This window comes from Fulvivirga sp. AWR4_260 (assembly GCF_056158185.1).
Genome location: NZ_JBSWSU010000015.1, coordinates 2,391,958 through 2,418,315, shown reverse-complemented (window position 1 = coordinate 2,418,315; position 26,358 = coordinate 2,391,958). Strand labels below are relative to the sequence as shown.

Here is a 26,358-nt window from a genome sequence, read left to right as displayed (position 1 = left end):
AAAGCACCTTTTTCTAATCTATATCTTCTTCAAATTGGTTGTCTAACCTCACTCCCATAACCAGTATATCATCTGTCTGGTGTTCATCCCCCTTCCATTCTTCTATGGTCTGATTAAGAATGTACTTCTGTTCTTCCATTGGCAAATGATGAATACTAAGTAGTAATTCCTTAAACTTCTTAGTCATAAATTTACTTTTCTTTTCTCCGCCAAACTGATCTTGGTAGCCATCAGAGAAAAGATACAGCATTGTAGGTCTATCAATAGTAACAATGTTTTTACTATATGGAGCAGGATCTTTTTTCTTTGGCCTAGGACCTCCAATAGCCCTTCTATCGCCTTTTATTTGATGTAATTCATTGTCTTGCACATATACTAATGGATTTTTAGCTCCACTAAACTCTACCACCCCTTTCTCCTTTCTGTAAATACAAAGTGCTATATCCATACCATCTTTGTTACCAGTTGTATCTTGCTGAAGAGATTTTCTGATTTCAGCATCTAACATTTCTAAAATTTGGTGCGATTCTGCCTCTCCATGATTAACAATGTTATTTAAAGTATTGATTCCGATTAAGGACATAAAAGCTCCCGGTATGCCGTGTCCCGTACAATCAACTGCAGCAAAAACCACATCGGGATCATACCAGCTCTTTATTTGACTGAACCAATAAAAATCACCACTCACAGAGTCTCTAGGCTTAAATAGTACAAATGATGTAGGTAGTAAATTATTGCGTTCGCTTTCAGTCATCAACATAGCCTCCTGAATTCTTCTTGCATAATTAATGCTACTCTGGATGTTTTTATTTTGCCTGTCGATTTCTTTATTAGCTTCTATTTTCTTCCTGTAGCTTCTTATAATTACATATACTAGTGCCAGAGCCAATAAAGTACCTATGATAATACTATTGCGTATAAGTACTGCATTCTTCAGTCTGGCCTTCTGCTCACTTATTTCTAATTCAGCTAATTGTTTATCCTTATTAAGTACATCAATTTCCAATTGCTGATTTTCAGTAACCTCTTCCATTTCCTTTAGCGACTGTTCCTTTTCTTCAAGGGTATATCTGGTAGCTAAAAGTGAGTCTTCTACAGTTCTTAATTTTTTGATATGTTCAGCAAGCTGCTGATAGGGACTAGATGAGGCACTCCATCGCTTAGTTCTTGATTTCGTTCCTGATGATGAAGATTCTGAAGCTTCTTCATCACTGGCTCCTGCCAAGCGGTCATACAACGTAGTGTACTCCTTATACTTATCATCGTTGCCAAGCTCTTTATGATATGAAGCCAACATTAAGTAACACTTTTGCTGCAGTGCTATGTTTTTATCCAATATGGCTAAAGATAAAGCCTCTTCTAAAGGATCAATTGACCGTTTATGCTTACCCTGATCGGCATATGCCTCTGCTAAGTCAACGGAGGCATCAGTTATAAATTCATTTTTGCCTATGGCTTTAGCTGACTTTAAACCTTTTTTAAAACTGCTAGATGCCTTGCTACTATTGGCCTGTTTGAGGTAAATATTACCTTCAAGCTTACAAATAAGATATTGTAAAACCTCATCATCAGCCTTTCGGGCATAAGTGTAGCCATCATCCAAGTATTGTAAAGCGCTCGATTGCTTATTTAAAGCATACTCAGCCTTAGCCAACTCATAAGAATAATAAGCAGCTTTGCCGTTGTCCTTTTCTTTTATGTATTTATCCAGATTGCTTTTAAGATCACTTTGATTTTGCCCAAAGCTTGTCGTTAAGGTAAATCCACATAAGAAAATTGTAAACGTAAAAAGATTAAAAAACAGTTTCATTGTATCGCCAATTGAAGCTTTTAGCCCCATCATATTTTACTTAAAACCAAATATATACTAGTAAAAAATTACTGTACTGATTATGAACACAATTACACCTTACAAAAAGATTGATAACTGTTACAATACAATAAAAGCTAAAAGATAGGGTTATTTTATAAAACCATTGTCAACTTCAGCATAAAATTTCCCTATCTGTTTTAGCAATTATTTAGTCTATAATATTTTAAATAAAATGTTTTAGCAGCAGTGTATTGTAAATACAATCATCAAAAGCCAAAAGCATGAGGAAGCCACATACTTAAGCCAGGGATGTAAGTCACTAGTAATAATACAAGGATCATGGCTATAAATAAAGGAAGCAATGGCTTAATCACTTTTTGGATACTGGTTTTGGCCACTCCTACTCCTATAAATAGTACAGAACCAACTGGAGGTGTACATAATCCTATGCATAGGTTCATTACCATGATAATCCCAAAGTGAATAGGATCCATTCCAAGGTTTTTAACTACAGGTAAGAATATAGGAGTGAATATGAGCACTGCTGGTGTCATATCCATAAATACGCCAATGAACAATAAGATTAAGTTTATAATAAGTAATATCACATACTTATTATCACTGAGCTGCAACAAAGCTTCACTAAAACTTTGAGGAATATCAGCGTAGGCCATTACCCATGACATGCTCATAGAAGTTCCGATTAAAAGTAGCACCACGCTAGTAGTGGCCACAGATTTGATAAGCACCTCAAAAAGCCTTTGTTTAGACATTTCTTTATATATAAGTGAGAGCACCAGCGTGTAGAGTACAGCCACACCAGAGGCTTCTGTTGCTGTAAATATCCCTGTTACAATACCTCCTATTACCACCACTAACAAAAATAAACTTGGAAATGCGTCTATGAACTTGAGGGTTAATACTCTCACAGATGTTTTTTGCCCCGTAGGATAATTCTTCTTTTTTGCCCAATAAGCAGCAACCAACATCAGCACTAAACCTGTAATGATGCCCGGAATATAACCAGCCAGAAATAGTGCCGTGATAGAGGCGCCCCCACTGGCCAATGAGTATACAATTAAAACATTAGAAGGAGGTATTACTAGTCCTGTGGTAGCACTGGTAATGTTAATGGCTGCACCAAACTCTTTGGGGTAACCTTCCTTTTCCATTCTGGGTCCCAAAATGCCGCCTATGGCCGAGGCCGCGGCTGCTGCAGAACCAGATATAGCACCAAAAAGCATTGCTCCAATAATATTAACATAAGCCAAGCCTCCAGGAAAAGCCCCCACCAGTGCCTTGGCAAATTCTATCAGTCGATTGGCGATACCTCCCTGATTCATAATTTGGCCCGCCAGCACAAAAAATGGTATAGCCAGCAGCGCGAAACTATCTAGGCCTGTAGCCATTCGCTGGGCTACTGTAGTAAAAGCAGATATAGAGTCTATGGAAACAAGCATAGTAAATACTGTTGATATGCCTATACTCCACGCCACTGGCAACCCTATACCTAGTAGAATCAAAAAACTTAAAACGAGAATTAAAACTTCAGTGGTCATGTATGTTGATATTTTTAGTAGACACGATATCCGATAATTTATAATATACTATGAGCAAACCGCTAACCGGTATAACTGCATAAACTAAAGCCAATGGAATATTTAATGCAGGTGAATATTGAGCCACGATATAAGTAATAAATACCAGCCGGCCCCCTCCTATTATTAGCGCAGATAGAGCAAAGAGACTTATAAGAATATTTTTGGTTATTTCCAGCTTCTTGTTCTGGCTGTCGGTTAACTTTTCTGCTATCAAGTTGATGGACAAATGACTTCCTTGTCCAGAAGCGTAGGCTGCGCCAAGCACTCCTATCCATATTAATAAAAAGCGGGCAAGCTCATCAGTGAATGAACTAGGAGAAAGTAATATGTATCTAGAAAATACCTGCCACAATACATCCAGCACCATTACTGACATGAGAGATACCAGCAGGTAAGTAAGTAATTTATCTATTGTCTTTCTCATTATTTAATATTGTCAATTTGATCAATTAGGCTACTAGTTCTGGCGTCTTTTCTATACTCTTTATACATGGACTGTACCTTGTCTGAAAAAGCCTTTTTATCAGGCCTTATAACTGTTACACCACTTGCCTGTACAGCCTCTAGCGCTTCCTGTTCAGCATCTTGCCATATAGTCCTTTCATAAACCACCGACTCATTAGCTGCCTCTTGAAGCCATTGGCGTTCATTGTCACTCAGCTTATCCCACACTACGGTACTAATAATGAGCACATCTGGCAAATAGGTGTGTTCGTCAAGGCTATAATACTTACAAACTTCATAGTGATGTGAGAGGTAAAAGCTGGGCGGGTTATTTTCTGCACCATCTACTATACCCTGTTGTAAAGCAGTATATAGTTCACCCCAAGAAACTGGCGTAGGAGAACCTCCAAGCGCCTTTACCATATCAATAGAGGTAGCACTTTCTTGCACCCTTAGTTTTAATCCTTTTAAATCTTCAGGCTTATCGATGGGCTTATCTATAGTGTAAAAGCTTCTGCTACCGGCATCGTAGTAGGCTAGTCCTTTCAGCCAATATTGCTGACTCTCGTCCAAAAGAGATTTGCCCAAATCATCATCTAATACATTATAATAATGCTCGCGGTCACGGAATAAAAAGGGCAAACCGAAAATTTTCATTCCAGGAGCAAAGTTTTCCAAAACCCCAGTAGACACCTTTGTCATGCCCAAGCTGCCAACTTGCAAAAGCTCGAGGCATTCACGTTCAGTGCCCAACTGCTGACTTGGATATATTTTAACTTTAAGGGTTCCTCCCGATTTTGACGCTACAGCATCAGCCATGCGTAACATGGCTTTGTGTACGGGATGGGTCACATCCAATCCGTGGCCGAGCTTAATTACTTTTACCTGTGAATTTTGCTCACAAGAAGTGATTAATAATAGAATAGTTAGTAATGCTAAAGAAAGAGAAAACCTTCTGTTTGATAATGGAATCGTTTGTGAGAAATGGCGTAGTAGAGTAATCATAAGTAGTAAAAGCGATTATAACATAGGTATCAAATTTGATTTTGTGCAATCGATTGTACAACAAATATATCATTTAATTTATGCTAACAAAATTAATTTCTCATATATGCCCATTATTAGTTCTAAAACTGCCTTTTTATCTTTTTATTCAATATTTATTTTTTGCACACGATTGAGGAAATCCATATGGAATTTATAATTTCTCATACATTAAAACTACCTAGTTTATGTAGAAAAATGAATCTAAATGTAGTAATTGATTTAAATTGGCTAGAATGTACAACATGAACCGGTATAGTCCAAATATTGTACATATTTAGCCTGAAACAGGATTGAAATAATTGAGGTATTTAGCGTTAGTCTGTAATAGAGGCTGCGCACCTGAACCCCGTGTGTTCCATACCAGTATCTGGCGAGGTTTTCATTCGTGATGATACTCTGTACCCCTCGCAATAAGATGAGTTGCATAAAAAAGACCCTCCTCTCACTACCTTTTTGTTGCCATAAGGCTCCAATGGATCAAAGCCTTTATCCGGGCCAAGTGGATTGTGCGCTACTTTATCCTTGAATGTAGAGTAATAATTAGCTTGATAATTATCATAGCACCATTCCCAAACATTACCTGCCATATCATATAAGCCATAATGGTTTGGTGCATAAGTTTTCACAGGTGCAGATCGCATAAAACCATCTTTCATGGTGTTTTTAGAGGGAAATGTGCCTTGCCAAGTATTTGCCTTCACTTCGCCTTCGTCAATAGGTGTCTCACCCCAAGGGTAGATTTCATTACCCACACCCCCTCTAGCGGCAAATTCCCATTCAGCTTCAGTTGGTAATCTTTTCCCTGCCCATTCCGCATAAGCATTCGCGTCTTCCCATGAGACCTGAACTACAGGGTAGTCATCTTTACCGTCAATGCTGCTACCAGGTCCTTCGGGATGCCTCCAGTCAGCGCCTCTTACCCAGTTCCACCATTGCGCTACGCTTCCTTCAGTTATCTCCTTGTTTATTTGATGAAATACAAGAGATGAAGGCATGAGCAAACTATCGGCAGGTTTAGGGGTGTTTGGGGGTAGAGATAACTTCAAGCTATCCCAGTCGATCATTCTTTCTGCTGTAGTGATATAGCCTGTAGCAGTTACAAATTTTTTAAACTGCGCATTAGTGACCTCAGTTTTGTCTATATAAAAACTTGCTAATTCCACTGTATGACGAGGGTATTCATCTGGCTTACCCAATTTATCGGAGGCACCCATGGTGAAAGTGCCTCCAGAAATTAATGCCATACCTGAAAAATCAGTATTCTTTTCTTTTTTCTGCTTATTATTTTGAGTAACAAACTGTTGGATTCCTTTCTCTGGGACAGTCATGCAGTTTACATCATGCTGAGCATGTGAAGCACCAATTGCGAATACTATCAACAAACAAGAAAGGTAACATTTCATGTCACTAATCTAAAGAATATGATTTAGCCCGTACCATTATTGGTTAATGATATTTTATAAACTGAGCCAGCCATGCAGTAATGCCGCTACAATTGCACCTAAAATAGGTCCGACAATGGGCACCCATGCATAGCTCCAGTCATTATTGGCTTTATTCTTCATGGGCAACATCGCATGCACCAACCTAGGCCCCAAGTCACGAGCAGGATTAATAGCGTAGCCTGTGGGCCCACCCAAGGATAAACCTATTGCCCATACTAAAAAAGCTACCGGTAATGCTCCTAATGAGCCTAGCCCTATAGCAGAGCCACTATCTGTAATAGAGGCATCGGTGAAATTTAATACAGTGAAAACCAGAACAAAAGTACCTACCAGTTCAGTAAATAAGTTTCTGAAAATATTCCTTATACCAGGTGCGGTGCAGAATACCGCTTTTTTTGCCTCTGCATCATCTGTTGCATCAAAATGGTCTTTATATGTAAGCCACACGGTAAATGCCGCTAGCATAGCTCCTATCAATTGAGCTCCGATAAACGGAACCACCTGCGCCCAGTCAAATGTGCCTGCCATAGCGAGTCCTATGGTTACTGCAGGGTTTAGATGTGCACCGCTATAAGGGCCTGCCACTACTACCCCTACAAAAACCCCCAGCGCCCATCCGGTAGTAATTACGATCCAACCGCCATTATTACCGGCAGTGTTTTTTAGTAAAACATTAGCCACTACACCACCTCCTAAGAGAAGTAGTAAATAGGTGCCTACAATTTCAGCTATAAATGGTGTCATATTATTGGGTCCAGAATTCTAATGCTTTAATTGCTTTATACCATCCCTTTATTCCTTTTTCAATTTCTTCACGTTCTTGCGTAGGCTCAAAAGCGATATCGGTTTGCCAAATGTCTTGAATTTCATCTAAACTATCCCAATATCCGACAGCTAATCCGGCAAAATATGCAGCACCCATAGCTGTAGTTTCTATGATTTGAGGGCGTATGGTTTTGGTATTCAGTACATCAGCCTGAAATTGCATTAATGCATCATTTACTGTTACCCCGCCATCTACTCTAAGCTCTGCAATGTCTATTTCGGCATCCTTTTCCATGGCTTTAAGTATATCCATAGTTTGATAAGCTATTGATTCCAATGCTGCTTTGGCTATATGAGCATCCGTAGTGCCTCTGGTGAGACCAAAAATGGTACCTTGGGCATCTTGATTCCAGTGCGGAGCTCCTAACCCTGCAAATGCAGGTACAAAATAAACCCCATCAGTATGCTCAACAGAATTAGCTAATTTCTCCACTTCTGATGATTTGGAAATTATCTTCAAACCATCGCGCAGCCATTGTACTACGGCTCCAGCCACAAAAATGCTACCCTCTAGTGCATAGGTTACCTCATCATTGAGTTTCCATCCTACTGTAGTTAAAAGCTTGTTTTTCGATTTAATAGGCTCATTGCCGATATTCATTAGCATAAAGCACCCAGTGCCATAGGTATTTTTTACCATACCTTTTTGAGTACAAAGCTGCCCGAAGAGTGCACTCTGCTGATCTCCCGCTATGCCGGCAATAGGTATTTTGCTTGCAAAAACGGTGGTCTTTGTATGTCCATATACCTCACTATTACTTTTAACCTCTGGAAGCATGCTCTTGGGAATTCCAAAGAAATCTAACAATTCTTGATCCCACTGCATGGTATTGATGTTATACAGCATGGTACGGCTGGCATTACTCACATCGGTAATATGAAGCTCTCCTTTGGTAAAGTTCCATATTAACCACGTATCAATGGTACCCATCATTAATTCTCCATTGTTGGCTTTTTCGCGTGCACCATCTACATTATCAAGAATCCACTTTACCTTAGTAGCACTAAAGTAAGAATCTATTACTAGGCCAGTTTTTTCCTTTATAAAATCTTCTTGGCCATCTTCTTTAAGTTCATTGCAATATTTGGCCATGCGCTTATCTTGCCATACTATAGCATTATAGATAGGCTTGCCAGTTTTACGTTCCCATACCACTACTGTCTCCCTTTGGTTGGTTATACCTATGGCCGCAATGTTTTGGCCATTTAAACCTTTCTTGGTTACAGCTTCTGCAGCCATGCCGGCTTGAGTGCTCCATATTTCTAGGGGGTCATGCTCCACCCATCCTGGCTGAGGGAAGTATTGAGTAAACTCCTTCTGCGCTACAGATATTATGTTGCCTTTTTTATCGAATAGCAAAGCCCGAGAGCTAGTAGTGCCCTGGTCTAAGGCTAAAATATATTTTTCCATGAGTAGTAATTAGTAGTTAACGTTTCTTCAATATATTACAAGGTGTATTGTTTAGTTAAGTTTTGGAATTTTTCAACATTATATCGCATCCAATGCTCATCTTTATTCAATTCTTCTGCCATAAGTCGACCTACCTCTGGAGCCATGTCATGCGCGGCTCTGGCATCTAGGAATAACGCACGTACCCTGCGAGCCAATACATCTTCTACGGTGCGAGCCATTTCATGCCTTGCCGCCCACACTACTTCTGCCTTTAAAAATGGTAGCCTTGGGCTCAGTTTTTCGCCCAGCTCTGGTTTTTCAGCAATCAAAGCCTGAAGCTTATCGATGTCACTTCCGTATACAGATAAGTGAGAAGATTCAGAAATGGATTTATTAGCTCCGTGAATAGGAAGTGTTTTAGTCTTACAATCCTTCTGTGGTAGTTTCCCAAGAGAAATAGCCTTATCGATAGTATCTTGAGCCATGCGTCTAAATGTGGTCCATTTACCTCCAGTAATAGTAACAAGACCTGACTTAGAAACCAAAACCTTATGACTCCTCGAGATCTCTTTTGTTTTCTGTGAGTCTCCTTTTGGGGCCGCCAAAGGACGTAAACCTGCGAATATGCTCAGTACATCCTTTCGTGAAACTGACTTGTTTAAATACTTATTGGCGGTGTTGATTATAAATTCTATTTCTTCTTCAAGTGCTTTAGGCTCTAGGCTGTGACTTTCAAGCAAAGTGTCAGTCGTTCCAACAACCACCTTATCATGCCATGGCACTAAAAACAGCACCCTGCCATCATCAGTTTTAGGTATCATAATAGCATCATCACCAGGTAAATACGATTTATCAAAAACCAGATGTACCCCTTGACTAGGTTTAATCATATGGCCTGCATTTGGATTATCCATTTGCATTATTTCATCAGTAAAAACACCTGTGGCATTAATAACTACTGAAGCATTAATATTGTAGAGCTCATTAGTTTCCATATCCTCCGCCACTACTCCACTGATCTTATCTCCTTGTTTTAATAAGTTTTTCACTTCAAAATGGTTGAGGATAGTGGCTCCATGCTCAATACACGTTTGAGCGACATTTACTGCCAACCTAGAGTCATCAAATTGTCCATCGTGATATACAACCCCACCTCTTAAATCCTCTTTATTGATAGTTTGCAGTCTCGCTTCGGTTGTCTTTTTATTGATATGAATAGATTTACCCAAACTCAACTTACCGGCTAGTATGTCATATACCTTCAACCCTACAGTATAAAATATGCCATCCCACCATTTATAATTAGGTATAATAAATTTTTGGTCATGAGCTAAATGCGGTGCGTTTTTTAACAGCAGTCCACGCTCGTATAATGCCTCTCTAACTAAATCAATATTCCCTTGGGCAAGATACCTAACCCCTCCATGAACTAGTTTGGTACTTCTACTAGAGGTTCCTTTGGCATAATCTACCTGCTCCAAAAGTAAAGTTTTGTATCCGCGGGTCACACTATCTAGTGCTATTCCAAGCCCGCTTGCACCACCACCAATAATTACCACATCCCAACTGCCATTGTCCTGTAACTTGCTTTTGATCGATGCCCTAGAATATATATTCATTTTCTTTCCTTTAATTTCGTTAAAGCTAATTAAATTTTACTAAAAACAAAACTATTCGAAGAATATCGAAAGTTAATGCCTTTACAAATTAACAGAACAGGAGCTATTTAGTTTTTTGAGTGATCAATTTTTAGTCTTTGGACATTCGAAAAGTTTCGTTTAATTTCGCTTTAACGTTAAACGCCATGAAGAGACATCAGGAAATACTAAATAAATTACAGGAAGACAAATATGTAGAAGTTGTTGAGTTATGTGAATTGCTTAACGTATCGGCAGTTACTATAAGAAAAGACTTACAACTATTAGAAGACAAAGGGCTGCTTTTTAGGACGCACGGGGGGGCTTCATTAGAAAACCCATACATAAAAGATAGGCCTGTGGTAGAAAAGGAAAAGATATATGTAACAGAGAAGTCTTCCATAGCATCTACTGGTGCTCAGATGGTAAAAACAGGTGATAGTATTATCATAGCTTCTGGCACTACCGTGCAAATGTTAGCCAAATACCTTAGCGCAGCCAAACACCTTACTGTTATTACTTCATCTGTTAAGGTTTCAGAAGTATTAGCAGGTTATGAACACATACAAACCCTTCAACTAGGTGGGTACATCAGGCATAGCTCATCTTCGGTGGTTGGGCCCTTAGCCATGCAAATACTGAAAGAAGTGAGTTGTAATTTATTGTTTTTAGGTGCCGATGGAATAGACTTAGAACATGGCTTAACAACCACGAACTTGGAGGAGGCTCACTTAAACAGAGAAATGATGAAATCAGCTGAAAGAACTATTTTACTTGCCGATGCGTCAAAATTTGGAAAAAGAAGTTTTTGTAAAATATGTGATATTAGCGAAGTAGATGAAGTTGTTACCAACGGAACACTTTCAAAGGCTGTAATCGATAAGATGAAAGAAATGGAAATAAAAGTTACAGTAGTGGAATAGTGCTATTTATCCTTTTCAACCTCAATCTGCATTTGTTTTAAGGCCTCAATATTTGTTTTAACCTGCTCTAAAACATTTTTAAAATTGTTTTCAAAAACCCCTAAAAAGCTCTTTTCGTCCATTAATTCTATTAGGTGGTCTTCGTAAGCCCTGCTAACAAATTCCATATTTACCTGTTGAAATTTCTCCAGCAAACTTTCATTTCTACGAATTAAAAGATCTAACCTTTTACACAATAAATCATTCTTGTCCTGAATGTTAGGCCCCGAAGATTTATATTTTAGATCCATATAGTAATTATTTGATTATTGTCTTTAGGTTAAAATAAGCTAAAAATATTTATAAATTCAATAAAATAATTATAAATATTTAAATAAGACTGAGCTAATGTCTTTAAGCTTAGTCATTTAAGTAGATACAACTACATAATACAACTTTTGTTTTAGGCCATGCTTTTTATTTATTTGGAATATTCCTGACGTTGTATTTAACATAAACAGTAATAATGAATATATTTACCCCTTATTAAGGGGAGGCTACGTAACTTGTCTATTAAACAATTTACAGTGATTTTCAATTAAGGCATCGCTAACCTTGGTCGAATGTAATTTTTATATAAATTTGCACTCCCAAATAAACGGCCCCGTAGTTCAATGGATAGAATAAGAGTTTCCTAAACTCCAGATACAGGTTCGATTCCTGTCGGGGCTACTGAAGGGGGTAATTGATTTAAAAAATCATTTACCCCTATTTTTTTGTCTTTATAATTCTCTGTTATATAGCGAGTTAGCACAAAAATTGAATTAACTCTTAAAGTTCGATAATCATCATTTTGCCTATCATATCGTATTCCGCTTGGAAATACTAGATTTTGCAATCTTAATTTACTTTCAAATGTTCCTACCTTCCACATATTCAGTATGTTAGAGGTTGTTTGAGCGATGCTATCTATTCTATTTTTCAGGTTCGATAAATTAATTTTGTATTTATCTAATTCCTGAAGTACAAGCTCCCTTTCTTTTTTGTATTTGGGAATAAATTTGTGATACATTTCATCTGTAATTTCCTTTAAGATAAATCTCTCTTCAATCGTATCGATTTTCTTCTGAACTTCTTTTAAACGCTTTTCTAATAATTTAGAATCTTGTAAAGTACTTTCGCTCATAGCATCTATGTAATACTCTAAAGCAAATTTTAATGGGGCTGATAGCTGAGGCAAAAGCATATATTGAGATAAAAATTTCTCAAATAAGCTATTCATTGCCTTAGCGCTCCTATTACACTTACAGCCTTTACTATTGCACTTATAATAAAATAAACCTTTACTCTTCACTTCGTAGCCAGTTAATGATGTTCCGCATTTATCACACTTTACGAAATTTTTAAGAGGCACATTTATTAGGTGTTGTTCGTTTTCACTTTGCTTATATCCTTGAGGGTTACCTTGAAGAACCTTGTTGGCCTTTAGAAACAGCTCCTTGCTAACTATTGCAGGATGCCTCCCTATTTTCATCTCCCCATTAAGTGCCGAGTGTGCGATGAGCCCACAGTAAAAAGGGTTTCTGAAAATTTTTGATAAGTGCTGCGAGTATAATTTCACTCCTCTATTACTTAGCAGCTTTAAGATATCTTCACTCGTTTTCCCTTGTGATTTCCATATAAATGCCTGCTTGATCAGTCTGCCATTTTCATTAATGATATATTTTTGATTTTTCTTGAAACCAACTTGAGTATAACCAAAAGGACAATTGCCTGTCCAATAACCATTGGACAAGTGATCTCTAATTCCGTTTTGACAGCGTTCCTTTATAACTTCTTTTTCATAATTGCTAAACAAAAATTGAAGATTCTGATTCAATCCTCCCACAGCCGTTGTAGAGTCACCTGGTTGTGTCACTGAGTGTATTATATGTCCCTTGCTTTTAAGTTCTTCCGCAAGAGATATTCCGCCAGCACCAGACCGTGAAAACCTATCCACTTTATAAACTATAATGTTGGATATTTTTCTTTTGCGAACAAAATTCAGCATTTGCTTCAGCGCTTCTCGCTCTTCAGTAGAGGCGCTTTCACTTTTACCTCCAAAGCATTCCACGAGATTAAGCTTACTTTTTTCAACGTAATCTAAGCAGAACTTCATTTGAGATGCCAAACTTGTGTTATCTTCCTGCTCTTTGGTGGAAACACGAGTATAGATTACACATAAATCATTCTGAGGAATTTTATTACTCTTACTTTTTTTAGAGAAGTGTTTTTCAAATAGTGTTAGGTCTTCAGTTGGCTTCTTACTCATAGCTTAATTATTTTTCAATATCATATCAGCAAAAATGGCGGCAAGTTCATTCAGTGATGATGTTATTGCTTCTGCTTCAGTCTCACTTAAATCCTCTAGACCATCGAATGTTTTCAATTTCTCAGCCGTTAGTTTTTCTTTTTTATTATTTGATTTCAATGTTTACATGGTGGTAAGCACCATCTTGGTATTACAAGTGAAGTGCTTCTGCATGTGTTGCCCTTCTATGAAGGTAGTTATAATCGCACTTTTACGGTATTAGTTAATGAAGTAATTAACCCGTCATGCGTTTTTACTTCGATGTTTTGATAAGCGGAATCTTGGAGTATATCCACAATTCGTCTTTTTACATCTTGTTTTTTGGTTAGCTCAAGACTATTCATTTTCTTTTTCTTAAAATGAATGGTAATGCTATCATATTCCCCCGAGCCTATTGTTTTAAGTAATTTCATTTCTGCTGAGGTAAATATATTGAGGTATGATAGCAGGTAATCAGAGCCTTCAGATAGGAAAGAATCTTTGACTGTTTTGGAAATACTCACTTTCACATGAGTGTCAAATGCTACTTTACGCAAGTCTTCCTCATCTAATATGTCAGTCTTATTTTCGTACCATGGCAGCCAAGTGCCATCAGTAAATAATAAAAGTGATATTGGTAGTCTGTGTAGAATAGTTTCACATACAAGCTGCGTGAGTAGATTAAAACTCAGGTTGTCATTTTCCTCATCTAATACTTCCTCACTATAAATCAACTCTTTTAACTGTTCTCGCTCACCTTCATCAGTAAGCTGGTTGATGAGTTCAGGATTAGCTTTAAACATCTCTTGGAGAATAGAAATAGGAATATCCTCAAAGAGGTCTTCTTTCATAGCTTTTATAGTGGCAGGCGCTATTCCCATGGCTATTAATTCTCCTAAAATCTTTACCCAAATGAACTCTATGTAAGTGAATTTCTTATGGCCTTGATCTTTATCCCAATAGTTATCCAGCACCTCTTTCTCCGCCCATCTTTTTAGTAAAAGGGATAAATAACCGGTCTCTTTCACTGTAAATGATTTGTTTTGGGTCATCTCCTGATGCAGCTGGATGGCCAGGGCTAAACTAGCGCCTCCAAAGTAACTGTCTAATTTCTTATCCATGATCAATGATAAGAAAGAAACAATTTAATTTCAAAGATATTTTAATAATTATTTCAATTTGTAACAATTATTAAAATACATCATGCTCAATGTTCTGCTGTTCAATAACCATGATATATTTTTATAGGTCATTTTCTTTAAGATTGTAACAGGTTTTTTCCGGACACGACCCTTACTTGTAAACAAAGTCTGTTTACAACCAAGTTTACAGCCTGTTTACAGGTTATAAACGCCATGTTTACATCAAAAAACAGCCTATCCTTGCTGAATTTTCCTCTCTCAAAGTTGGGTTTACAGCATTAAAGGTGAATGAAGTTTACTTAGCCACACCTGCGAATCTCATTATTTACCTTTATGGTCATTGATAGCTATGGGCTACATTTCATTAAAAGATACAGATTCATAACATCGTTCCACTCCCGAAAACTTAATTCACAGATAACTAACGCGCTAAAAACACATTATTACACTTTATTACACATGATTACAAATAACAATCATGATTAAATAAGAAGAGCTCCAGAGTAAAAGCTGAAATCTATCAGATTATAAACTATCCATTATTAAAAATGAATTTAAACGTATATAAAACGTGCTAAAACCCATGTAATAAAGAAGCCTCAATATTTATATATCAGAGGTGAAGCATTATAATTTTACTCATACTTACCACCCCAAAACAGCGGCTTATATGCCCATAAATCGGGTAGATGTAATTTTGAACTACTAGTTCAGTCACTCTCTCAAATGTTGGCTTTAGACGTTACAGAGGTAATTAAGGTGTGGTTATGAAATTTCATTTTTCATGAATGGCTGGTAATATTGTGCATACTAAAATTACAACTATGAAAATCACCAAAATTCTTATTGCAGCGATATTATTTGGCTCATTATTAAGCTTTTCTGCATGCTCAGATGACTCTGAAAATATAGTACCTAAGGTAAAAAATGATCAAGCAGAAAATTTGACTACCGGACCTGGCGGGATTAGTATAGGACCTAAATAATAAGATTCCTTGAAAAATAATTCAACGTAAGATTATACTTTATATTGGTTTGTTGAACAATGAGTTTGTTGGGAGCTTTGAAGCACTTAACCTATAACCTCAGCCAGTATGAAGTATTCTTTACTTGTATTAACATTAATAAGTTTAATTGCCTGCTCAAAACACAACATTGAACCAGAATTAAACTTATCTTCTAACGCAAGTGAATTACATGAATTATTGAATGATAAAAATCTGACCAATACTGAAAAATTTCAAGTATACAAAAAGCTGCATACTTCTACATGGAGTAAGGATTTTGATCAAACTTTAAGCTACTTAAATAAAGAAAAAGAATTAGCTGAAGAAATGGATGATCAAAAAATATTGGCTGACACGTATTTCAATATTGGGCTACTGAAATTAGAACACAAAGACCTTATTAATTCAACTGATGCCTACCTACAGTCATTAAAACTTTATGAATCACTTAATTTATCAGAGGATGTAGCAGATGTGATTAATAATTTAGGAATCGTATTCCTAGAAGGTGGCAACTATATTTATGCTATAGATTTTTTCGATACAGCCATCCCAGTTTATAAATCAAAAGGAAAATTTCAAAATCTGATTTTATCAAATTATAATAAAGCGATATGCCTATATAGCATGCCTGACCCTCAATTTTTATCCAGTGAAGAACATTTCAAGCAAACACTGTTACTAGCAGACCAACTGCCACAAGATTTAAAAGAGAGTTATTTCCATTTGATATATTACCAAATGGGCGCTATGTTTTATAAAAAAGGTGAATACCAACAGGCGATAAATCATTATACTGAATCTTTAAAATTCCTCAGTAATCAGCCTGAAAAGGAGTTTTATATTTATGCTAACCTAAGTGAAGTAGAAACCGCTTTAGAGAATTACCAGATGGCATCTACATATATGACGGCTGCCCTAGACATTTCAGAAAAAATTGATATAGATAAGCAAATTTTAACGGGAGCGCTGAACATTCAGGGTAAACTATTTCAGGCACAAGGCCAACATTCAGAGGCGATTGCCATTTATGAGCATGCTATAGAAATCTCCAATAAAGATGTCATCAATCTACCATTGCAAGAATCTTTATCGCAAATACGCACCTCATTTGATTATTTGTACGCTTCAGGCAAGAACTTAGAGGCGAGCCATTTATTAAATACACTGGCATATGACGATATCCAAGATCACCTTTTAAAGGATTTAGAGAAAAAGACAAATTTCAACGCGCTGAACGAAGCATTAGTGCGCACCATTCAGCTTGATGAGCAGAAGCAGCAAACAGCTCAGGAGGCTGACTATAAATTGATGTTTATTATTGCCTCAGTATTGTTATTGCTTATTACTGTGGCATTTGTTTATAAGTGGGTACGTACTGATAAAGATTTGAAAAGACTAAGAGGTAGGCTTGATGTGCTCAGAGAAATGGTGTCTCTACCGCTTAATGGCTAAACTTCAGAAATTCGGCAAATTCTTCAAACTTGAGTTTTAGCTCCTCGTATTTCTCTGTAGTGGCAATGGCATGGCTAGCTACCTCAGCAGTTAATTGTGTAATTTGATTATAAATATCAGCAGTATGGCTTTGGTGATATTGCTGTTGTAATTGTTTTAGAGTCACCAATTTCTCCTTTAAAGCTTCACTGCTAAACACCCCTTCTTCTTGATAGGTAGTCACGGGGCGTTCAAAAAGATTATCGAGCGATACATGAAATAAGTCTGCCAAGATCATTAAAATATCCATTTCAGGTAAAGCCTTATTATTTTCCCATGTCGATATGGTCGCTTGCCTAAAACTCTTTCCCGTAACCTCACTGATCTTCTCTATTATTTGAGCCTGCGTGTAGCCATTCTTTTTACGTAATTCAGCAATTCTGTTGTTTCTTAATGCCACGAGGTATCTTAATTTATTCCAAAATCAAAAGTAATTATAATCCATCTCAATTGAAATGAACTACTGGTTCATTCCTTTGTCCTACCGGTAAAATTTGCAATTCTTTATTACATGAACTGCCATTTCAATTTACATACAAAATGGCACTCATCATTAAAACCACAAACAAAATCAACAAAACCGCATATTTAATTACCTGAGATGAATATTTAATAGTTTCAAGCGTATATTTGAATTATAAATTAAAACGAATAATAAATAAATACAAACCCATTCAGGTGGCTTTACAACAAGTGGTAGAACGAATCTTTTTATTAGATGAGGTGATAAAGAATGGAGAAACAGGTAGTGTGAGTGAGCTTGCCGATACCCTTCGCGTGTCAAGCAGGCAAGTCTATAACTATCTGGATATTTTAAGTGCGATAAGAGGTAGAATCAGGTTCAACAAAACTACCGGAAGCTATGAATATACAAAGCCCAAAAAATAATCGGTTTAGGTTGAAAAGTCCCTTCGTTGCAGGGGTGCAACGAAAGGCATCCTTTATGAATCATAAAGGTTATTCAAGCCCTTCAAACGGAAGGGCGGGTTTAGGTTGAACACCATTAGCGGCAGCGGCATGTAATCTGACAGCCGCTGCACTAATGGTCAATAAAAAGCTTATTGTAATGCTGATATAAGGAAGGCAGTGTGAGTTCTTCTCAGCACTACCCTCCATTTTCTACTAACTGCTAAAATGAATGATAAATCCTGAATGTCGGTGTTTGAATTCAGGCAGGCATGAAAGGTAAGGAGAAACGTTCCCTCCTTGCTGCTCATGCCTGATACATGTATTAACTATTGCCAAAGTCCAGGGGGACTAAGGATAAGCCTATCAGGGGAAAAGGTTCCGCCATTTTCCCCTAAGGCTTTGGAACAAAGAAGTTATCCTATTGAATAAATCAGAATCTTAAATTATGCAAGAAAAGGAAAATAGCCAATCCAAAGAGGTTAAGGAATTAAGAAACCTTTTAGATGCTTTTATAATGGATATGCAGAAGCAGCTGAACGCTTATATTGAGCTTAATACAGAACTAGTGGCCACTATCAATGAAAAGTGTTTGTATACCAGCCCACAGCCTAAGGAATTTCTGGCTGCCTTTGAAGGTGAATTTCAAGAGATGTATGATAAAATGCAAAATCATATCACCTTTTTAAAAAACTATAGCCATAGACTTCATCAATAAATTTCTTCATTTAAACCACATCACCATGACAAGTAAAACATTTAATGCTAATCAGTACGAAAGATTTTTATCAGTACACAATCAGCTTATTGACACCATGGAAGAGCTCTTTAAGCGGTATGAGGCAAGCCACATGGAATTTGCTAAAACTGTATATGACGAAGAACTCATGGCCATTATGAGTGATGCTCATTTCCTAAAGCCCTACGAACATCAGGTAACGATGCTCTATAGCCAGTTTAAAGAGCAAATCATTCAGCTCAAAAGCTTCAGGGGTATGGTGCAGCTAAAAAGGATGAAACAAGTTATTGAAGAATAAAAGGTTACCTTTTCATTTACCCAAGAATATAATAGCACTTTAATAACACTTATTGAATTTGAAATAAATTATTATTACAAATATTTTATTAAAATATAATTATTTTAATTGTTTGTTTGATTTATAATGATTTAATTCGAATGTATTTTTTAAACTTAAGGGTAACCTGACCATTACTCCTACTTTTTTGATATTATAATACTTGTCTTATAGAAACTGGCTTTTATGAGAATATTTTACGAATTGTTAAGCAGCAAGAGCTTAATGGATTTACTACGCCTATTATTTTTAAGAGGCACACTGCTTTTATTGTTATTGAGTTTTTCACAATTCTCTTTTGGGCAAAATGACGGCCCGAATTATGGGAAAGGAAAATATCAAATTAAGCTTGAAGTAATAGAAGTATGTGGCTATGGGGGGCCTGATGGAGACGGCTTGTTGGAATATCGCTGGAAAATATGGAGCAAACTAAAAACCGAAGAAGACTACCAATACCAAGGTGGTTCCGGCATAGGTGTAGATGATTTTCCAAAAAGTACTTGCCTCAACGAAAGCAACAATAACTTACCAACTCGATTAGGAGAAGCATTGCCTTACACTGTTTATAGCGGGCTATATGATTATCAAGCCGGATTTACTTATGATTTTGATATAAAATTTGAGGGGTTTGAAAAAGACTGTGGTGGAGATCCCTTTTCTTATGATTCAGATTGTGGTGGTTGTAATGTTTGGGGGGAAAATTGTAGAGACGATAATGATCACCAAAGAGTACAGTTTGACGAGTCATTATCAATAGATGCACAAATTGGTTCAGGTATTTGGACTTATAATGCTCCAGAGATGGGAGGTAAATATAGTTTTAAAATACGCTATACAATTACACCACCCGTTATGCATAGTCCCTCCTTTTTCTACCCAAAAGATTTCAATGACACCCCCAACACTCCCTCAACTTCGAGTATTGTGTGTGGAACGAATGGATTCGATTATGGATATTTTATAAAATGGATTCCTGGCAGCTACCCTCTTCAGGGAGGTATCCAGAAAATAGAATGGTATGAAAATAAAAACGGAGCAAGACATACTATAGGATATAAAACGGTTGCCGATCAAAATTGTATCAATGAAATAGCTAAGGCATGCATATTATGTGGAAAAACAGAGCCTAAGGAAGGGGACTGCACTTATATATGTAATGATGATGAATGCTACAAAGAGGTGCCTATTACAGACCTTAAATACACAAAAATAGCCACTACTTATAGTACTTCTACTTATGGACTATATGCCATCAAACTACCAGTGCCAGAAGTGAGCAAGCATGAAACCAGGTACTATACTGCCAAGGTGTATTATTATGACAATGTTACTAATATATATTATAGTCAAGCATCAAGAGCCATTGACATTTTCCCTCCCCCTCCTAAAATCATAGGCTTGCCCACAGACCAAAATGAAAGGTTGTTTACAATGGATGACCCTATTTTTAATAATGAATATGCTGAAATACAGCATATTTTATGTACAGGAGATGATACCGGATATATTAAGATAAAGAAAATAGATGATAACCGAAATTTATATTTTACCCTTGATAATGATCATGGCGGTAATGCATCTCCTCAAACTCCAATTAGTGAATCTAACCCCGTGATTTTCGATCATTTATCTTCAGGAAAATATACGTTATACGTTGAAGTAAAAGATGAAAACAACACCACGCAATGTTATTCTGAAGATGAGATAGTCATTAAGCAACCCGATCGGCTTCCGCAGGCTTCAGCCGAGACTTATAAATATATTGGAGGCACTGAAGTATCTTGTTTTGAGTCTACTGATGGCATTATCACGCTCTCTGGTGAGGGAGGCACTCCTCCATATAACTTCAGGGTGCTTTCTTCCGATGGATTTGATGAGCAAAGTACGGATTCTGTTTTTACGAGTCTACCCGCGGTCGATAATACTCAGCAGTCCATCACCTATACCTATGAAATTAAAGATCGGTACGCTTGCCGCTATGAAGGCACTCAAGAGATTATACTCTCCAGGCCTGAGCCCTTATCCTTTACAGAAGTAAGTCCGGTAAATAATTATCCGAATCCAAATGATCCTTCGGAGAGTTATGATGTAAGATGCTTTAATAGTACTGACAGTCTCTATTTTATCCTCAATGGAGGCGCTACCCCGTATTCATTGTATATAGATGAAACGCTAAGAGGCCAAAGTGAAGGCGTATCTCATGAAGCATTTATTGGTGACTTGAGTGCAGATGTGAACTATGAAATATGGCTGCGCGATCCTAATGGCTGCGAATTATCTACGACTACCACACTCACTCAGCCGCAGCCTGTAATATTATCAGATTACCAGCTGATGGCAGCCTCCTGTTTTGGCAGTGCCACAGGAAGCATGGGGTTGAAAGGAAATCAGGGATTGCCCTACAGCCCTTACAGTTATGATTATACCATCACCCATTTAGCTGTACCTGAAAACCTGGACTTCCCTTTTGAGAAAACTCATGCTACTAGTGCACCTGTGGACAGTGCAGTTTTCGATGCGCTTATCTCAGGGGATTATCAGGTGATGATTGAAGATTATTATGGATGTAAAGGCTATGACACGCTTTATATGCCTGAACCTGATAAATTAAATACAGCATTAGCGGTATCTCAATTGATGTGTAAAGGAGATGACAATGGACAAGTCACAGCTACCATTGAAGGAGGCACTGCCCCTTATTACTTACAATGGCAGGATCAATATAAACAAGTGATGGCTAAAGACACTCTGGAGAATAACAACGAAGGAGCAAGTGTTGAAAAGCTTACAGCAGGACTTTACTATTTAGTGGTTCAGGACGATAACGGGTGTAGTTATCCGCGTTCAGGAAGTCCGTTTACCATTGAAGAGCCAGCGGTTGCATTATCGCTGTCCTATAATCAATTGACCCAAGCCAGCTGCTTTGGTTTTGCCGATGGCTCTATCAGTTTACAGGCTTCGGGAGGATGGCGCAATGTACCCTATAAATATGGTAAACTGGGAGAAGCTGCCAATTATGACAATGCGGTGTATAGCCAATTGCCAGCAGGAAATTATAGCTTTTACGCGCAAGATGCCAAAGGGTGTACTGATACACTAAGCATTGATATTAAAGCTCCGACTGCCATGCAAGTGCAGTTAGTTGCTAAAAATGACATCACCTGTTATGGCGCTTCAGATGGTGCTTTTACGCTGCAGGCTACAGGCGGACAACCTCCTTATCAATATTCAATAGATAATGGCCAAAGCTGGAAAACCAGTGGAGCGTTTTACAATTTACCAGAAGGAGACTATCAGGTGGTGACTCTCGATAGCGCAGGCACTTGCCCACTTACGAAAGAAGTGCACCTCTCTTCTCCCACAGGCCTTACCATTAACTTAGTGCAAAATCAGGCTACCGCATGTCACATGGCCGATGGCGTAATAGAGGTAATTACTTCAGGGGGTAAGTCACCTTATTTGTACCGATGGGAAAATGCTCAAGGACAAACTGTAGGGGCTGCTGCTGTGCTTAGTCAAGTGGAAGCAGGTACTTATACGGTTTTCATTACCGATGCCAATGGATGTACACTAACAAAAACTTTTGGTATAGCCAATACCAATGCACCCGAGCCTGTCCAGATTGTTTCCTCTCCTGTAAGCTGTTATCAAGCCTATGATGGCTCGGTAGAAATAGTATTGAATGCAACAGATCAATTGATGTGGCCTGATGGAAGTACCCAAGCCACAAGATATGATTTGGCTTCAGGGGATTATTTGATCCAACTTGAAAATACAGCAGGGTGTAAGAATTATTTTACCGTTACAGTTGAAAGCCCTGAACCAATAATCATTTCAGATCAAAGTACGCCTCCTTCCTGCCATGGGTCTTGTGATGGAGCCATTTCAGTGAGCGTAGTGGGTGGCTTTGGTGCTTATAGTTTGCTTTGGAACGATGGAGTAACTGGTAGTGAAAGAACTGACCTTTGCTGGGGCAATTATAGCATCATAGTTACTGATGAAAATGGTTGCAGTGCTGAATACAGTGTGGAGCTTCTCAATCCTACCCCATTAACTGTTGACCTTGGTGATAGCGGCACAATATGCGAAGGGCAAGGTACTGTACTAGATGCAGGACATGCTGGCAGCACCTATGAGTGGAGGTATGAAGGAGTACTTGTGGGCACAAAGCAAACTTTGTCAGCAACGCAGGCAGGAGAATATAGTGTGGAAGTCACTGACTTTAATGGCTGTAAAGGCACCGGACAATACACTTTAGCGATCAACAATGAAATACTTCAAGCAGAATATTTAGTGCTTACCGAAGCCATTGCCGGGGATACAGTAGTACTGGTCAATGTATCTTATCCGGAGCCATCTTCTTCGTCTTGGGAGATTCCTGAGGAAGTCATCACGCTTGAAAAATACGGATATCATCAACAAGTGATTTTTCCAAGACCAGGAACATATACCATCACATTAAACACTTCCCTGTCAGGCTGTGAAGCCAGTATGACCAAATCAATAGTGGTAAGTGATAAGGATGGTGTTTTTACCCCTGATAAGTTTGGCTATCAAGGAGAAACTATTGAATCCTTTGAAATATACCCCAACCCTAATACCGGAAAGTTTACTGCCAGTGTCAAGTTGCATAAGGCTATGGACATTCAACTTAGGTTTTTACAGTTGCAAGGACAGGGAGAGATAGACCTGCACAAGGAAAGTGGGCAGCAGGAATATGACATTCCTTATGCCTATGACAACCTCAAAACGGGAGTCTACTTCCTTATTCTACAGGTTGAAGACCAAACCGAAACATTAAAAATAATCATAGAATAAACATTAAATGGCTTTAATGAATATGAGAAAAGGAGTAACACTACTTCTGGCTTTGGTAGCTCACGTCTATTTACATGCCCAAAGCTTCACCTTAGTAGATGACAAGCTGCCTGACCTTGGCAATGGAGCAGCTACTTGGGCTGATGTTAATGGTGATGAGTGGATGGATGTGATCATGATGGGCATTGGAAATGACAACACCAAGTATACTGATATTTATATCAATGATAAAGATGGCACTTTCAGCCCAATGGGCACTGGTTTCCCTGGTTTATCTGACGGTGACATTGAAGTATTTGACTTCAATAATGACAATAGACCTGATATTATACTCTCCGGAGTGAATGAGGCCAACCAAATGCAAAGCACCATTTACCTGCAAGAAGAAAATGGTCAGTATGTTTTGCTACAGCCTTTAAAGGGGCTTGGCTATGGATCGGTAAAATCAATCGATTATAACAATGACGGAAATGCGGAAATATTAATTAATGGAGTAAATAATGAAGGCCTTAGAGAAACCCTTCTGTATACATATGAAGGCTCAAACTATGTGGAGAGTAACCTCACTTTTGAAGGTTTAAGCCAAGGCAATATCTTAATTGCTGATTTCACCAAAAATGGCTGGCAAGACATCATTATCAATGGCCTTGATAACAACAATCAGCCCGTAGTGATTTATTATCAGAACAACCTGGGAGAATTTACCACTACAGCCACTTCATTACCAGGCTTAGCTTCTGGAAAATGGCAATGTGGAGACATTAATCAAGATGGATTCACCGACTTATGGATCAGTGGCATCCGCTATGGCACCTATTACAATCAGCTTTACCTCAACACCACTGGCACTAATTTTCAACTCCACCAAAACCTGGAGGCTATAGCATTGAGTGTTGGGGCTTTTGGTGATTATGATAACGATGGTGATTTAGACTTATATTTTAGTGGCTTGCAAGGACAAGACTTCATCGCTAAGCTGTATAACAACGATCAAGGTAATTTTATACAAAGCAACACACCACTAGCAGGTATTATTTCAGGAGAAGCATCATGGGTTGATTACGACAAGGACTTGCAAACAGACCTTTTTGTGACAGGGTATTCTGTAACTTCATCAGTAAGTAGTTTATACAAAAACAACCTGAGTAACACGAATCAAAAGCCTACCCTTCCTGAAGGGCTAACGGTAAATACAAAGGCCGATACAGCTGTATTTTCATGGACAGCGAGTAGTGATACTGAAACGAAGGCACTAGGCCTCACCTACAAGCTGTACTTAGGAAGCAGCCAAGGCCGTGGAAATATCAAAAGCAGCCTGACTAACTATAAGGACGGCACATCATACCTGCCTACTCTAGGTGATATCTATAAGAATGAATATGCCATTAACAAACTTAAAGAAGGACAATATTATTGGGCGGTGCAAGCTGTAGATCAAAGCCTTCAGCATAGCGCTTTTAGTGAAGAGCAGCAGTTTTATATATGTTATGATATTGCTATTGCCCAGCAGCGGTTACAATGTGGCCGCGAAGTAATGCTGACTTATGAAGATAAAAAGCAAGGAGATGTAGTGCACTGGTACCTTAATGCGAAAGAGACCGCCTTCTCTAGTGAAGATACGGTTTATGTACCTGGAGATGAAAACGTAGAAATTACATTAAGCGTTGAGCGTGCTTTAGGATGCGTGAAAGAAGCATTTACTCAGGTAATAGCCAATCCTACCACCATCATCAATAGTGGTGGCGACCAAGCCATGTGCATTGGCGACACCCTTTTATTAGGAGGACATCCCACAGCATCAGGAGGCTTACTGCCTTATCGCTATGAATGGTTTGGAAAAAACTTTGTTAGCAGTCAAGATATAGCCAACCCTCAAGTAGCCCCTTTATCTTCCCAGCAATATCTTTTGAAAGTATATATGGAAGATTGTCTGGTAGATTCCGCTCAGGTAGCCATTAGGGTGAATGCCTTGCCGCAGGTTGATGCAGGTGACAATATCTCGGTAGGACAAAATGAAGTGACTTTACTCACCGCCTCAGGGGCTCAAAGTTACCTTTGGTCTAGTGAAGCCCTGCAAGATGTATGGAATACTAATCCATTAGAGATTAGGCCACAAATAAGCGCCTACTATTATGTGCAAGGAACAGACACTAATGGATGTAGTGCCACTGATAGTGTACAGGTACAAGTAAAAGCAACACTATTTATCCCCAATTACTTTAGTCCAGACAATAATGGCAGCAATGATATATTTCAAGCCTATGGCACTGGCATTAAAGAAATTCACCTTGAAGTGTATGATATCTCTGGCAACACACTCATAAAGCTTAATAGCTTAGAAGAGTTTTGGGATGGTACCTATGAAGGGCAAAAGATGCCGTCTGGGCTCTATGTATGGAAGCTGGAAGGGACGTATGTTGATGGAATACCCCTTTCTTATCAAGGTAAACAACAAGGAACATTTAGACTAGTGAGATAA

Annotated in this window: 21 protein-coding genes and 1 tRNA gene; 9 read left to right on the top strand and 13 right to left on the bottom strand. The window is 38.1% G+C overall.

Annotated elements, in window-relative coordinates; translation table 11 throughout:
• Positions 1-13: 13 nt before the first annotated feature.
• From ACXACQ_RS16510 to ACXACQ_RS16475, 8 genes are all read right to left on the bottom strand, one after another.
• Positions 14-1,810, bottom strand: a complete 1,797-nt coding sequence (locus ACXACQ_RS16510; RefSeq protein ID WP_474977069.1) for a PP2C family protein-serine/threonine phosphatase — start codon at positions 1,808-1,810, stop codon at positions 14-16.
• Positions 1,811-2,079: 269 nt separating this feature from the next.
• A complete protein-coding gene (locus ACXACQ_RS16505) occupies positions 2,080-3,372 on the bottom strand; it encodes a TRAP transporter large permease (protein ID WP_474977068.1) in 1,293 nt (430 codons plus the stop codon).
• Positions 3,362-3,838, bottom strand: a complete 477-nt coding sequence (locus ACXACQ_RS16500) for a TRAP transporter small permease (RefSeq protein WP_474977067.1) — start codon at positions 3,836-3,838, stop codon at positions 3,362-3,364. Before ACXACQ_RS16500 ends, ACXACQ_RS16505 begins: the two co-directional genes overlap by 11 nt.
• The gene (locus ACXACQ_RS16495) at positions 3,838-4,863 is read right to left on the bottom strand and encodes a TRAP transporter substrate-binding protein (RefSeq protein WP_474977066.1); all 1,026 of its coding nucleotides are present in this window, start codon (positions 4,861-4,863) and stop codon (positions 3,838-3,840) included. The genes ACXACQ_RS16500 and ACXACQ_RS16495 overlap by 1 nt, the downstream gene beginning before the upstream one ends.
• Positions 4,864-5,219: 356 nt before the next feature.
• A complete protein-coding gene (locus ACXACQ_RS16490; protein ID WP_474977065.1) occupies positions 5,220-6,308 on the bottom strand; it encodes a formylglycine-generating enzyme family protein in 1,089 nt (362 codons plus the stop codon).
• Between the two features lie 54 nt (positions 6,309-6,362).
• A complete protein-coding gene (locus ACXACQ_RS16485; RefSeq protein ID WP_474977064.1) occupies positions 6,363-7,094 on the bottom strand; it encodes an MIP/aquaporin family protein in 732 nt (243 codons plus the stop codon).
• 1 nt (position 7,095) lies between these two features.
• Complete coding sequence (gene glpK, locus ACXACQ_RS16480; protein WP_474977063.1) at positions 7,096-8,586, bottom strand: glycerol kinase GlpK; 1,491 nt, start codon at positions 8,584-8,586, stop codon at positions 7,096-7,098.
• A 35-nt stretch (positions 8,587-8,621) separates the two neighbouring features.
• Positions 8,622-10,187 carry a glycerol-3-phosphate dehydrogenase/oxidase gene (locus ACXACQ_RS16475; RefSeq protein ID WP_474977062.1) on the bottom strand — a complete coding sequence of 522 codons (1,566 nt, stop codon included), beginning with the start codon at positions 10,185-10,187 and terminating at the stop codon, positions 8,622-8,624.
• Positions 10,188-10,372: 185 nt separating this feature from the next.
• Between ACXACQ_RS16475 and ACXACQ_RS16470 the strand changes: the two genes are divergently transcribed.
• The gene (locus ACXACQ_RS16470; protein ID WP_474977061.1) at positions 10,373-11,128 is read left to right on the top strand and encodes a DeoR/GlpR family DNA-binding transcription regulator; all 756 of its coding nucleotides are present in this window, start codon (positions 10,373-10,375) and stop codon (positions 11,126-11,128) included.
• 2 nt (positions 11,129-11,130) lie between these two features.
• Here ACXACQ_RS16470 and ACXACQ_RS16465 read toward each other — a convergent pair whose 3' ends face one another.
• Positions 11,131-11,418, bottom strand: a complete 288-nt coding sequence (locus ACXACQ_RS16465) for a hypothetical protein (protein ID WP_474977060.1) — start codon at positions 11,416-11,418, stop codon at positions 11,131-11,133.
• A 349-nt stretch (positions 11,419-11,767) separates the two neighbouring features.
• On the opposite strand from ACXACQ_RS16465, the gene ACXACQ_RS16460 reads away from it, so the two are divergent.
• Positions 11,768-11,839, top strand: a tRNA-Arg gene (locus ACXACQ_RS16460).
• Here the strand turns inward: ACXACQ_RS16460 and ACXACQ_RS16455 are convergent.
• From ACXACQ_RS16455 to ACXACQ_RS16445, 3 genes are all read right to left on the bottom strand, one after another.
• A complete protein-coding gene (locus ACXACQ_RS16455; RefSeq protein ID WP_474978485.1) occupies positions 11,802-13,418 on the bottom strand; it encodes a recombinase family protein in 1,617 nt (538 codons plus the stop codon). The two genes, ACXACQ_RS16460 and ACXACQ_RS16455, sit on opposite strands and share 38 nt — an antisense overlap.
• A gap of 3 nt (positions 13,419-13,421) precedes the next feature.
• Positions 13,422-13,577, bottom strand: coding sequence for a hypothetical protein (locus tag ACXACQ_RS16450; RefSeq protein WP_474977059.1), 156 nt, complete (start codon positions 13,575-13,577; stop codon positions 13,422-13,424).
• A 77-nt stretch (positions 13,578-13,654) separates the two neighbouring features.
• On the bottom strand, positions 13,655-14,557 hold the full coding sequence (locus ACXACQ_RS16445) for a hypothetical protein (protein ID WP_474977058.1): 903 nt from the start codon (positions 14,555-14,557) through the stop codon (positions 13,655-13,657).
• A gap of 809 nt (positions 14,558-15,366) precedes the next feature.
• On the opposite strand from ACXACQ_RS16445, the gene ACXACQ_RS16440 reads away from it, so the two are divergent.
• Entirely contained in the window at positions 15,367-15,564 is a 198-nt protein-coding gene (locus tag ACXACQ_RS16440) for a hypothetical protein (protein WP_474977057.1), read from the top strand.
• A 108-nt stretch (positions 15,565-15,672) separates the two neighbouring features.
• Complete coding sequence (locus ACXACQ_RS16435; RefSeq protein WP_474977056.1) at positions 15,673-17,040, top strand: tetratricopeptide repeat protein; 1,368 nt, start codon at positions 15,673-15,675, stop codon at positions 17,038-17,040.
• On the opposite strand, the gene ACXACQ_RS16430 is transcribed toward ACXACQ_RS16435, so the two are convergent.
• Positions 17,030-17,479, bottom strand: coding sequence for a helix-turn-helix transcriptional regulator (locus tag ACXACQ_RS16430; protein ID WP_474977055.1), 450 nt, complete (start codon positions 17,477-17,479; stop codon positions 17,030-17,032). The two genes, ACXACQ_RS16435 and ACXACQ_RS16430, sit on opposite strands and share 11 nt — an antisense overlap.
• Positions 17,480-17,757: 278 nt before the next feature.
• Here ACXACQ_RS16430 and ACXACQ_RS16425 point away from each other — a divergent pair, with 278 nt between their 5' ends.
• From ACXACQ_RS16425 to ACXACQ_RS16405, 5 genes are all read left to right on the top strand, one after another.
• Positions 17,758-17,967, top strand: coding sequence for a hypothetical protein (locus ACXACQ_RS16425; protein WP_474977054.1), 210 nt, complete (start codon positions 17,758-17,760; stop codon positions 17,965-17,967).
• 466 nt (positions 17,968-18,433) lie between these two features.
• The gene (locus ACXACQ_RS16420) at positions 18,434-18,703 is read left to right on the top strand and encodes a hypothetical protein (RefSeq protein ID WP_474977053.1); all 270 of its coding nucleotides are present in this window, start codon (positions 18,434-18,436) and stop codon (positions 18,701-18,703) included.
• A 25-nt stretch (positions 18,704-18,728) separates the two neighbouring features.
• On the top strand, positions 18,729-19,022 hold the full coding sequence (locus tag ACXACQ_RS16415) for a hypothetical protein (RefSeq protein ID WP_474977052.1): 294 nt from the start codon (positions 18,729-18,731) through the stop codon (positions 19,020-19,022).
• A 225-nt stretch (positions 19,023-19,247) separates the two neighbouring features.
• Positions 19,248-23,879, top strand: a complete 4,632-nt coding sequence (locus ACXACQ_RS16410) for a T9SS type A sorting domain-containing protein (RefSeq protein WP_474977051.1) — start codon at positions 19,248-19,250, stop codon at positions 23,877-23,879.
• Between the two features lie 22 nt (positions 23,880-23,901).
• On the top strand, positions 23,902-26,358 hold the full coding sequence (locus ACXACQ_RS16405) for an FG-GAP-like repeat-containing protein (RefSeq protein WP_474977050.1): 2,457 nt from the start codon (positions 23,902-23,904) through the stop codon (positions 26,356-26,358).

Bases quoted from the DNA above. Each gene is read 5' to 3' on its own strand.
- ACXACQ_RS16495 (WP_474977066.1), bottom strand. From the start codon at position 4,863: ATGATTACTCTACTACGCCATTTCTCACAAACGATTCCATTATCAAAC.
- ACXACQ_RS16505 (WP_474977068.1), bottom strand. From the start codon at position 3,372: ATGACCACTGAAGTTTTAATTCTCGTTTTAAGTTTTTTGATTCTACTA.
- ACXACQ_RS16470 (WP_474977061.1), top strand. From the start codon at position 10,373: ATGAAGAGACATCAGGAAATACTAAATAAATTACAGGAAGACAAATAT.
- ACXACQ_RS16455 (WP_474978485.1), bottom strand. From the start codon at position 13,418: ATGAGTAAGAAGCCAACTGAAGACCTAACACTATTTGAAAAACACTTC.
- ACXACQ_RS16440 (WP_474977057.1), top strand. From the start codon at position 15,367: ATGGCTGGTAATATTGTGCATACTAAAATTACAACTATGAAAATCACC.
- ACXACQ_RS16510 (WP_474977069.1), bottom strand. From the start codon at position 1,810: ATGAAACTGTTTTTTAATCTTTTTACGTTTACAATTTTCTTATGTGGA.
- ACXACQ_RS16475 (WP_474977062.1), bottom strand. From the start codon at position 10,187: ATGAATATATATTCTAGGGCATCGATCAAAAGCAAGTTACAGGACAAT.
- ACXACQ_RS16485 (WP_474977064.1), bottom strand. From the start codon at position 7,094: ATGACACCATTTATAGCTGAAATTGTAGGCACCTATTTACTACTTCTC.
- ACXACQ_RS16415 (WP_474977052.1), top strand. From the start codon at position 18,729: ATGACAAGTAAAACATTTAATGCTAATCAGTACGAAAGATTTTTATCA.
- ACXACQ_RS16420 (WP_474977053.1), top strand. From the start codon at position 18,434: ATGCAAGAAAAGGAAAATAGCCAATCCAAAGAGGTTAAGGAATTAAGA.
- ACXACQ_RS16465 (WP_474977060.1), bottom strand. From the start codon at position 11,418: ATGGATCTAAAATATAAATCTTCGGGGCCTAACATTCAGGACAAGAAT.
- ACXACQ_RS16445 (WP_474977058.1), bottom strand. From the start codon at position 14,557: ATGGATAAGAAATTAGACAGTTACTTTGGAGGCGCTAGTTTAGCCCTG.
- ACXACQ_RS16435 (WP_474977056.1), top strand. From the start codon at position 15,673: ATGAAGTATTCTTTACTTGTATTAACATTAATAAGTTTAATTGCCTGC.
- ACXACQ_RS16490 (WP_474977065.1), bottom strand. From the start codon at position 6,308: ATGAAATGTTACCTTTCTTGTTTGTTGATAGTATTCGCAATTGGTGCT.
- ACXACQ_RS16410 (WP_474977051.1), top strand. From the start codon at position 19,248: ATGAGAATATTTTACGAATTGTTAAGCAGCAAGAGCTTAATGGATTTA.
- glpK (WP_474977063.1), bottom strand. From the start codon at position 8,586: ATGGAAAAATATATTTTAGCCTTAGACCAGGGCACTACTAGCTCTCGG.
- ACXACQ_RS16500 (WP_474977067.1), bottom strand. From the start codon at position 3,838: ATGAGAAAGACAATAGATAAATTACTTACTTACCTGCTGGTATCTCTC.
- ACXACQ_RS16405 (WP_474977050.1), top strand. From the start codon at position 23,902: ATGAGAAAAGGAGTAACACTACTTCTGGCTTTGGTAGCTCACGTCTAT.